Genomic DNA, 9,356 nt, shown 5'->3' on the forward strand with positions numbered 1-9,356 from the left:
AAAAGCTGCCCTGCATCAAGTAATAAGAACAGCCAAACAAAAATAGCTCCTCATATTTTACGTTTGGTTGAGCTTATTACCGCAGATGCAAGCTTTTGAACACCGTTTATTCGGAAAAAGGAACTGCGACAAGACTTTTGTCACAGTTCCCTTTTTATTTGGAAGATAAAGCTTTTTTCAGATTCAATTTACTAAAAACTAGCATGCTTGTTACTGCGATGAATTGCGTTAATGGCACGCCTGCGCCAGTGTAGACACTTAAAAAATAATCCTTTTTTTCTGGCGCATAAGAACAAAACCACGAGACACCGAAAAGAAAAACCAATTGTGTCAGTATTAATCCGATGACTACAATCAAAGAGGAACTATAATAGGCACGATCAGCTTTTGCAAATACGGTTCCTAGTATCATAAGTAATATCCCTGCTATTGAAGCAATCAGCACGGGAATGGCCAGAACTTGGTAAATTTTTATCATGACATTCGCGACTTTTGCTGTTTTTGTCAACTGGAAATCAGGTGTTCTCGGATCACTGCTATCGATCCAATTATCCATTAGTGGAAGATTCAATAGTTCTTGTGCCTGTTCGACTTGTTCTTGCGTCCCGAAACTATAATTCCCCCCTTGATGGAAATCTTTGTATCGCCATGCATAGGCATATCCTGATTTCAGAAAAGCAAATACGATTGGCAGATCATTCATCGTCTTTCCATCCCCTGATCCCATCAGATAAAATTCTTTTTTCTTTTTGATAGTTCCCTTTTGATAGGCTTCTTCTAATTCTTGATTGACTTTTTTCCAAAAATCATTGGTTTCTTTTGCATTGTTTTGGTAATAACCAGATTCGCTTACCACATCTCGCAATGCCCAAAAAATGATATCTCCTGGTAATTCTTTTACTTTTCCGCCTTGGGTCCACGCATGAGTCGTATACAATTCGTCAATACGAGTAGAAACAGTATGAAATGTAGGAGATGCGTCTAAAGCTTTATTTAATGCAGCATGCGAGACCCATATCTCACTGTTTTCTTTATTTAAGTTTGTTTCGTCATCTATTCGGATCAGCTGTTTCATCAAACGTCCAAATTCGCCACTCGAACGGTCATTGATGGCGGCAATACCATATGTTGTCTCGTTTTTATATTCGATCCACTGATAGACGATGGAGAAACCGACTAGAGGGAGTAAAAACAATGAAAGTTTCAGCCATTCTTGTTTCGAAAGGAGAAATGGTCGTTCTTTTAACTTCTTTGCTTCTTTGAAAGAAAAGTCTTGTCCTAGCAAGATCTGAACGAAACTGATACCTAACGCGACTACAGTAAAAGGAAGAAGCCAGATGGAATCTTCGCGAATGAACCAAAAGAAAGGAAAAGAAACAGCTAGCCCTAAAAACCACGGCAGCAATTTTTTGCTGGAATTATATTTGCGGTAATAAATAGCTAGTAAACAAGCGATAATGATCTCAACAGTCGGGATCACGAGAGCATTACGATATGTTCGAGTGGAATATTCATGTGTAAAACTAATCGGAGAAAACAAAAAATAAAAATAGATACTTAAAAGAAGATACTTGTTCTTCACGATTGGTTTAAACGCTAGTGCAACCAATATACTGGCAAGAATACTGAACATGCCGAATAAAACTGCATAAGAAAGATGCAGTTTATGTGCAAGTACTAAAAACAAGCTGTAGGAGATCCCTTTTGAAAGTGTCGTAGTCGTGTACTCCCCTAGCCATTTACCATCCAAAATATTTTGAGCATAGTGAATCAGCAGCTGATCATCATAGGTCGCCGACATATCTGTTCCATAGATTGCTTTACTATATAAATACAACCGAATAATTGTAAATAATACGGCTATGCCAAGAATAAAGTATGTATGTTTCTTTTTTAGTTGGTCGATCAAGGGGTTTAAAATGTTCAGCATCTTTTCGTCCTTTCAATCACGTTTTGCTACTTGTTTGTGAAACTTTTCGTTTTTTACTTTTCTATCAGTATACCCTGTTTGTCTGAATTTAAAAAGAGGGGGCGAAAGGAGCATGTCGAAAACGAATGCAAAAAGCACTCCTTTGTTTCTTAAACAAAAAAGGACAAGGCAGACTGCCCAATCCTTTTTTGTTGCTGTCAGATAGAAAACTTAAAGTGTGACTTCTTCTGCTAATAACTCAGGGAACACTTCGGGATCGAATGCTTGCGCTTTGAACATGGAAATTTCTTTTCCATATGGTGCGTAAGCTTTCTTTTTATCTTTACCGACATATGGGGTTTCTAATATTTTCGAAATGTTGTCAAACATTGGATCATGGACGATTTTGTTCAATGTGTCAAATCCAATTGTTCCAAAACCGATATTGGCATGCCGATCTTTATGAGAACCTTGTGGATTTTTAGAATCATTGATATGCAGTACTTTAAGCCGATCTAATCCGATGACCTTATCAAACTCTTCCATTACACCTGAAAAATCTTCTTTTATATTATATCCGGCATCATTCGTATGACATGTATCAAAAGTAACGGATAATTTTTCATTCAATTTTACTCCATCGATGATTTGCGCTAATTCCTCAAATGTTCGACCGATTTCCGTACCTTTCCCTGCCATCGTCTCCAAAGCGATCTGTGCCGTCTGTTCTTTTGTCAAAACTTCATTCAACCCCTCAATAATTCTAGCAATCCCAGCTTCTGCCCCTGCTCCTACATGAGCGCCTGGGTGAAGGGTGATTTGAGTAGCACCTAAAGCTTCCGCACGGACAATCTCTTCTCTCAGAAATTGTACAGCAAATGGAAACATTTCTGGTTTGATCGTATTTCCCAAATTAATGATATAAGGCGCATGAACGACGATATTTGTTAGTCCGTTTTCTGCCATAAATGCTTTTCCGGCATCAATATTCATCTCTTCGATAGCTTTTCTTCTAGTATTTTGAGGAGCGCCTGTATAGATCATAAAGGTCGAAGATCCGTAACTGGCTGCTTCTTCTGCCGCGCCTAACAGCATTTTCTTTCCGCTCATGCTGACGTGTGAGCCTAATAACATGGATGGATTCCTCCTTGAAAGGCAATTGTTTCGAACAATTCCTGTATATTGATAAGATGATGTACAAAGAAAATAGTTTGTTTTTCTTTGCCCTGTTCTCCATAGTAACTGAAACTTTCCCTAAAGAAAAGCTTAAGAACTCTTTCATAAAAAAGATCATTTCCTCACGTTTTATCTCATTCGAAAAAGAAATTCCTGTCAAAAACAGCCTTGTCTGTTTTTTTGTCCTATTATTTGCTATAATTAGCGAAATAAAACCATTAGTTGAGGTGACCCTTTTGCCACGCAAAAATACTCGAAAAAAACAGAATAGAAGAAAAAAAGAAAAATGGTTTGTTCCTAAGATTATTTTTAGAGTGTTTCAATCATTGACTGTTTTTATTACTGTTCTTCTTTTGTTGTTCGCAGCTCTAGGTATCGGAATAGGTGCTGGCTACTTTGCCTATCTTGTCGAAGACACACAATTGCCGACTAAAAAAGAACTGCAGACAGAACTAGGAAACATTACGGAAACGTCAAAGATTGTTTATGCAGATAATACAGAGATATCAAAAATCCAGACAGATCTGATGCGGACGACTATTTCATCTGATAAGATTTCGCCTTTATTGAAAACCGCGATTATTAGTACAGAAGATGAATACTTCGATAAACACCAAGGTTATGTCCCTAAAGCTGTTTTACGAGCACTAGTTTCAGAAGCGACTGGCATCGGCTCGTCTGGAGGATCCACTTTGACACAGCAATTAGTCAAACAACAGATCCTAACCGATGAAACAACATTCAAACGTAAAGCAAACGAGATTGTTCTTTCTGCACAAGTAGAAAAACACTTTTCAAAAGATGAGATCATTGCTACGTATTTGAATGTCTCACCATTTGGTCGGAATAATAAGGGGCAAAATATTGCTGGAGTCCAGGAAGCTGCTAGAGGAATCTTTGGTGTAGATGCAAAGGATGTGACTCTGCCGCAAGCTGCTTATATCGCTGGTTTGCCTCAAAGCCCTATCACGTATAGTCCATACACGAATACAGGCGCGCTAAAAGAAGATCTTTCTGCCGGTCTTGCCAGAAAAGATTTTGTTTTATTCAGTATGTACCGTGAAGGACAAATTACGAAAGAACAATACGAAGAAGCGAAAGACTATGATCTTACAAAAGACTTTCTCCCACAACAAATCGCGGAACAGACTGACAGAGAATTCTTGTATTATACCGTGATGAACGAAGCAACAAGGATTATTGCACAACAATTGGCAGAAAAAGATAATGCTGATATGTCAGATTCATCGGTCAGTGAAGCTTATTATCAAAAAGCACAGCAAACGATCCAAAACAAAGGATATACGATCCATTCGACGATCGATAAAGATATCTATGCTGCATTGCAAACCGGCGTAGAAAATTATGGCTACATGTTAGATGATGGTGCTGGTAGCCAAGTGGAGACTGGAAATGTATTGATGGATAACAGAACCGGACGTATCTATGGCTTCGTGGGTGGTCGGAATTACAGCCAGAATCAAAATAACCACGCCTTTGATACAGAACGTCAAGCTGGTTCATCCATCAAACCGGTTCTTGTTTACGGTCCTGCAATCGATATGGGACTTGTCGGATCAGAATCCCGTGTATCAGATTATGCAACGACTTGGCAAGAAGGAAAAAATGCTGGTGAGAAAATCGTCAATGCGACCAATGAAGGGTCGAACACCTTCCAAACCGTCCGTGAGTCACTGGAATGGTCCAACAATATCCCAGCTTATCACTTATATCAAGATGTGTTGAATTCCGGTGGATCGAAACAATACGCTTACGAGCACTACTTGGCGAAGATGAACTACCCAGCAAATGATAATTGGGGCGTTGAATCGGCTCCTTTAGGGACAGTAGATGTAACGACGCTTCAACAGACAAATGGATTCCAGGCCTTAGCAAATGGTGGAGTCTACGAAGAAGGCTATATCATTGATTCCATCACAGATAATGCAGGTAATGTGATTTATAAACATGAAAGTAATTCTGTCCGTATTTATTCCGAAGCAACGGCATCGATCATGAATGACATGATGCGTAGTGTGATCAATGAAAAAATCACTACACCATTCAAAGATGTCATCTCAAGCTTAAACGGAAATCTAGGAAATGCAGATTGGGTCGGAAAAACTGGTTCTACCAATGAATACCGAGATTCATGGCTGATCGTCTCAACTCCATCTATCACTATCAGTAGTTGGGCAGGACACGATGACAATACTGGAATGGACAGCCAAGCAAGAATACGTTCGGCTAATTATCTTGCCAATCTAATCAATCAAGCTTACCAAGCAAACCCTGAGATTTTCGGCACTGATGAGAAATTTGACTTATCATCCGATGTGATGAAGAAAAAAGTATCTGGGTTCACAGGACAAACAGCTGGAAAAGTTACTGTCAATAAAAAATCCATCCAAACGCCAGGAAAAACAGTGGAATCACTTTGGGCAAAAAATGGTCCGAAGAAAAGCGCCTTTAAATTCGGCGTTGGCGGTACTGATGAAAACTATACAGATTACTGGAACACCGCTTCAGCTTATGCTAGAGCGAATCCAGAGACCAAAGAATCAGACGATAAAGATGATTGATCTAATAGATTAATCAGAATTAAAGGGAGCTGCGACAAAAATCTTGTCACAGCTCCCTTTTTCCGAATAAATGGTGTTCAAAAGCTTGCATCTACGATATTAAGACAAATTTATGTAAAAATGTGAAAAGCCATTTTCACAAAATTTTTCTATATAACTTTACTAACGAAACTGTTTTAATTTCTTTTCTTGTCTTTGGAATAATTCGGTTAGTTTTTCTGCAAATTGCCCTTTTACTGATTCTTTCAAGTGTACATGTCGGTTAGAAAATTCTTGAGCAGCTTCTTCTGCAGTCATTTGGTAGTTTTGATCTGTCAATCGTTTTTCTGCCCAAATTTGCTGAGATATCCCCATACCAACTGAACGTACATTTGATCGATGTAGATTTTTCTCTAATTCTTTTAGTAATTGCATTAAAAATTCATTCATAAGATGCTTTCTCCATAGTTATTTGTCTGATTTTTTGACGATAGGAACGTTCTAGTTCATCTTGCTGCTGATAGAGTTTTCGTCGTTCTACTTGTAGGGCTTGTTGATAATGCTCCTGATAATTCGAATAACTTCGTCTTGCTTGAAACAGAGGCTCATTATCTAAAGCTAAGTTCTTTAATACATGATGCAGTCGCTGCTCCTCTTGCTCCATCAATCGTAATCCTTGATTCTTAAAGTGGATCAATTCATCTTCTTGAGCTTCTAATTGTCTTCGTTCACTTCGATAATCTCTTTCCAATTCTTCTAGTTTCATCTACTTCTCCTTTAATTGAATTGCTGTGCTAATTCTCGATCTCGTGCCACGATTTCATTGATTTTGTCTTGGATCTCCTTCGCCAATGTATCAAAGGCCTCCCCCATACGTCTTGCCTTATTGATTCGTAGCAGATAGACTTCTTTCGCAGAATCGACTAAGTTTTCTTTTGTGGCGCCCACACTAGCTAATGCTTCTATGATTTCCTGTTCAGTCAACGAAGGGGCGACAACACGTGCTTGCCGCAAGCCTTCTTGCCATTTTTTCTCTAGCTCAAAAATTCCTCTTTGATTGATGCGGATAACTTCTTCCATAGCGCTTTTCATTTTTGCCGATAACTTTTCCACTACTAACCTAGCTTGTGTGTCATCTAAGTAAATTTGTTCATTAACTGTCAGCCGGCCGCCACTTAATCGTAGTTTTTTACGTATGTTGTTCAGTTCTTGCAACTGATAGGAAAACAACTGGGTCGCTTGGTTTTCTTTCTGTTGTTTTCGAGCTTTAACATTGTTTTCATTTTCAGGAATAATCAGCTTTCCATTTTCATCAAACTTCCAAGAGGTTAAACTGTGGGAAGCAAGCAGATTCAAGAATGCTGTTTCCATACTGATCCGAACTTCAGCACCTGTGCCATTACCACCAAAATTACCGATAAAATCGGCGTGATTTCGGTAATTGGTGAGCATACCGGGATTTTCTTCCACCCATTTTTTTGCTTCTGGTGATAAGAGATCATACGGGTCCGGCCCGTTGAAGCCGACATTTTTCCATTGTTTCTCTGCTGCTACATATAATGCTAAGAATCCACCTAATGAATGGCCGGTAGTAGAAATAGCAGCTTCTCCATATTCCTTTTTTACTTCATTAGCAAATGCAATCGCTGAATTGATTTGCCCCGCTGTTTTCAATCCACTAACGGATAAAATCTTGTTTGTTGTTGCTTTTTCAGAAAAACTTGCTCCTGGTCTATTCCCGTAGAGATTCATGATACTTCTTGCATCCGTTTCCAAATCTTTCCAATCACTTAAGTTCGTTCCTGCAAAGGCAATCACTACTTGAGAAATATCCACTTTACCGTTCTTGATTGGCGCTACAGCCATCGCCTGCATGCCGTCCAATGAGTCTTTGATTTGTAGGATTTTAAATTCAACACCCGCAAAATCCCACTCACTATTAATTTTTAAATCAGGCTCATATTTTGAATGTTTAGGATCTAGCCAATAAACCTTGTCACTTAACTCCCGATAGAATTCTTCAGTTATAGTCAAACTAGTTCCTCCTCTTTATTTGTATAAGTAACTTTTACTTTTTCTTTAGTGATTCCCTTTTTTTGTATATTTCTATTTTCTATACTATAACTCCCGATTTTGTTTTGCTCTTTCCAAAACGTATACGAGAAAGATACTGTTTCGTTATTAATAGTTATTAGCGTTATATGCATTCCGTAAGAACCAGTTTTTTCATTTTTTCCTGCTTCGTTAATCTTCACTTCCTTGATATCCGCAAAAGTATTTTTCAGAACTTTGACGGATTGTTTTTCTACTGCGAGTAAATCTTGCTGTTTTTGCACTTCTCTTTTGTCCATATAGATTTTCCCTCCGATTCCTAATATGACGATTAACAAAATGGCTAAGCTGAATTTTCTTATTTTCCGGGGCAAGAACGTGCCTCCTTTCTTTTTATGTACGGTATTGATACCTTCATTATTTAAGTACGCGAAAGTTTGCAGGAATTTTTTTATTTTTGAAATTTTTCTCCAATTTGCTATGGACGATTGGCGCTACAGCCATCGCCTGCATGCCGTCGAAGGAGTTTTTGATTTTTAGGATTTGGAATTTTGTTTCTCCAAAGTTTTTAATGGCGCCTTCTTTGTAACTTTTACTATATTGAGGATGTTTTGGATCTAGCCAATATACTTTATTACTTATTCCTTTATACTGCTTATCAGTAATTGTCATACTTTTTCCTCACTTCCATCTGTATAGATAACTATAATCTCATCAACCGTAATCCCTTCTTTTTGTACTTCTTCATTTTCAACACCATAGCCATCTATCTCATTGCTTTCTTTTGTAAAGCTATAATCAAAATAAACGACTTTTCCTTCTGTATTGGTCATCGTTATCAATGCTTCATAGATTCCTGTCATGTCGTTTTTCTCAAATTGTTCGATTTTCACTTCTTTGATATCCGCAAAAGTATTTTTCAGAACTTTGACGGATTGTTTTTCTACTGCGAGTAAATCTTTCTGTCTTTGCACTTCTCTTTTGTCCATATAGACTTTCCCTCCGATCCCTAATATGATGATGAATAAAATGGCTAAGCTGAGTTTTCTTATTTTCCGGGGCAAGAACGTGCCTCCTTTCTTTTTATGTACGGTATTGATACCTTCATTATTTAAGTACGCGAAAGTTTGCAGGAATTTTTTTATTTTTGAAATTTTTCTCCAATTTGCTATGGACGATTGGCGCTACAACCATCGCCTGCATGCCGTCCAATGAGTCTTTGATTTGTAAGATTTGAAATTCCATACCAGCAAATTCTTTAACAGAGTTCTTTTTGTATCTCTCATTGTAGCGGGGATATTTGGGATCTAGCCAATAAACCTTCTCACTAATATCATTGTAATGCTTATCGTTTATTGTCATACTAACTCCTCCTGTCCGTTAGAAAAAATTACTTTTACTCTTTTTATAGTGACTCCTGTCTTTTGTACCGCTCTGTTCTCAATGCCAAAACCACCAAGTTCATTTCTCTCCTTCCAAAAACTATAATCAAAATAAACAGATTTCCCTTCATTATTTGTCATTGTCACAAGTGCACCATAACTTCCGGTAACAGGGTTTTTTTTAAATTCTTCTACCTTCACTTCCTTGATATCCGCAAAGGTATTTTTCAGAACTTTGACGGACTGTTTTTCTACTGCGAGTAAATCTTGCTGTTT

11 protein-coding genes are annotated in these 9,356 nt (G+C 38.0%); 1 reads left to right on the top strand and 10 read right to left on the bottom strand.

Features of this window, described 5'->3' with window-relative positions; translation table 11 throughout:
• Positions 1–154: 154 nt before the first annotated feature.
• Together HMPREF2731_RS12570 and HMPREF2731_RS12575 are read right to left on the bottom strand one after the other, a co-directional pair.
• Positions 155–1,930, bottom strand: a complete 1,776-nt coding sequence (locus HMPREF2731_RS12570; RefSeq protein WP_010727060.1) for a hypothetical protein — start codon at positions 1,928–1,930, stop codon at positions 155–157.
• 210 nt (positions 1,931–2,140) lie between these two features.
• Positions 2,141–3,043 (bottom strand): deoxyribonuclease IV, encoded by a 903-nt coding sequence (locus tag HMPREF2731_RS12575; protein ID WP_002308625.1) that lies wholly within the window; start codon positions 3,041–3,043, stop codon positions 2,141–2,143.
• A 278-nt stretch (positions 3,044–3,321) separates the two neighbouring features.
• Between HMPREF2731_RS12575 and HMPREF2731_RS12580 the strand changes: the two genes are divergently transcribed.
• The gene (locus HMPREF2731_RS12580) at positions 3,322–5,667 is read left to right on the top strand and encodes a transglycosylase domain-containing protein (RefSeq protein WP_025477207.1); all 2,346 of its coding nucleotides are present in this window, start codon (positions 3,322–3,324) and stop codon (positions 5,665–5,667) included.
• A 162-nt stretch (positions 5,668–5,829) separates the two neighbouring features.
• Here the strand turns inward: HMPREF2731_RS12580 and HMPREF2731_RS12585 are convergent, their stop codons facing one another.
• The 8 genes from HMPREF2731_RS12585 to HMPREF2731_RS12620 form a co-directional block, all read right to left on the bottom strand.
• A complete protein-coding gene (locus HMPREF2731_RS12585; protein WP_002314688.1) occupies positions 5,830–6,096 on the bottom strand; it encodes a hypothetical protein in 267 nt (88 codons plus the stop codon).
• Positions 6,089–6,412, bottom strand: a complete 324-nt coding sequence (locus HMPREF2731_RS12590; protein ID WP_070873112.1) for a hypothetical protein — start codon at positions 6,410–6,412, stop codon at positions 6,089–6,091. The genes HMPREF2731_RS12585 and HMPREF2731_RS12590 overlap by 8 nt, the downstream gene beginning before the upstream one ends.
• Positions 6,413–6,423: 11 nt before the next feature.
• Positions 6,424–7,680, bottom strand: coding sequence for a lipase (locus HMPREF2731_RS12595; protein ID WP_070704299.1), 1,257 nt, complete (start codon positions 7,678–7,680; stop codon positions 6,424–6,426).
• Entirely contained in the window at positions 7,677–8,072 is a 396-nt protein-coding gene (locus HMPREF2731_RS12600; protein WP_070704302.1) for a hypothetical protein, read from the bottom strand. The genes HMPREF2731_RS12595 and HMPREF2731_RS12600 overlap by 4 nt, the downstream gene beginning before the upstream one ends.
• 43 nt (positions 8,073–8,115) lie before the next feature.
• Complete coding sequence (locus HMPREF2731_RS12605; RefSeq protein WP_070704305.1) at positions 8,116–8,370, bottom strand: hypothetical protein; 255 nt, start codon at positions 8,368–8,370, stop codon at positions 8,116–8,118.
• Positions 8,367–8,762 (bottom strand): hypothetical protein, encoded by a 396-nt coding sequence (locus HMPREF2731_RS12610; protein WP_070704308.1) that lies wholly within the window; start codon positions 8,760–8,762, stop codon positions 8,367–8,369. The genes HMPREF2731_RS12605 and HMPREF2731_RS12610 overlap by 4 nt, the downstream gene beginning before the upstream one ends.
• Positions 8,763–8,805: 43 nt before the next feature.
• Positions 8,806–9,060: a hypothetical protein gene (locus HMPREF2731_RS12615; RefSeq protein WP_070873114.1), complete on the bottom strand. Its 255-nt coding sequence runs from the start codon at positions 9,058–9,060 to the stop codon at positions 8,806–8,808.
• Positions 9,057–9,356: hypothetical protein (locus tag HMPREF2731_RS12620; RefSeq protein WP_070873116.1), on the bottom strand; the 300-nt coding region annotated here is incomplete at its 5' end. The genes HMPREF2731_RS12615 and HMPREF2731_RS12620, both read right to left, overlap by 4 nt.

This window comes from Enterococcus sp. HMSC072F02, from assembly GCF_001837725.1.
Taxonomy (GTDB): Bacteria; Bacillota; Bacilli; order Lactobacillales; family Enterococcaceae; genus Enterococcus_B; species Enterococcus_B lactis.

Bases quoted from the DNA above. Each gene is read 5' to 3' on its own strand.
- HMPREF2731_RS12570 (WP_010727060.1), bottom strand. From the start codon at position 1,930: ATGCTGAACATTTTAAACCCCTTGATCGACCAACTAAAAAAGAAACAT.
- HMPREF2731_RS12575 (WP_002308625.1), bottom strand. From the start codon at position 3,043: ATGTTATTAGGCTCACACGTCAGCATGAGCGGAAAGAAAATGCTGTTA.
- HMPREF2731_RS12585 (WP_002314688.1), bottom strand. From the start codon at position 6,096: ATGAATGAATTTTTAATGCAATTACTAAAAGAATTAGAGAAAAATCTA.
- HMPREF2731_RS12590 (WP_070873112.1), bottom strand. From the start codon at position 6,412: ATGAAACTAGAAGAATTGGAAAGAGATTATCGAAGTGAACGAAGACAA.
- HMPREF2731_RS12605 (WP_070704305.1), bottom strand. From the start codon at position 8,370: ATGACAATTACTGATAAGCAGTATAAAGGAATAAGTAATAAAGTATAT.
- HMPREF2731_RS12615 (WP_070873114.1), bottom strand. From the start codon at position 9,060: ATGACAATAAACGATAAGCATTACAATGATATTAGTGAGAAGGTTTAT.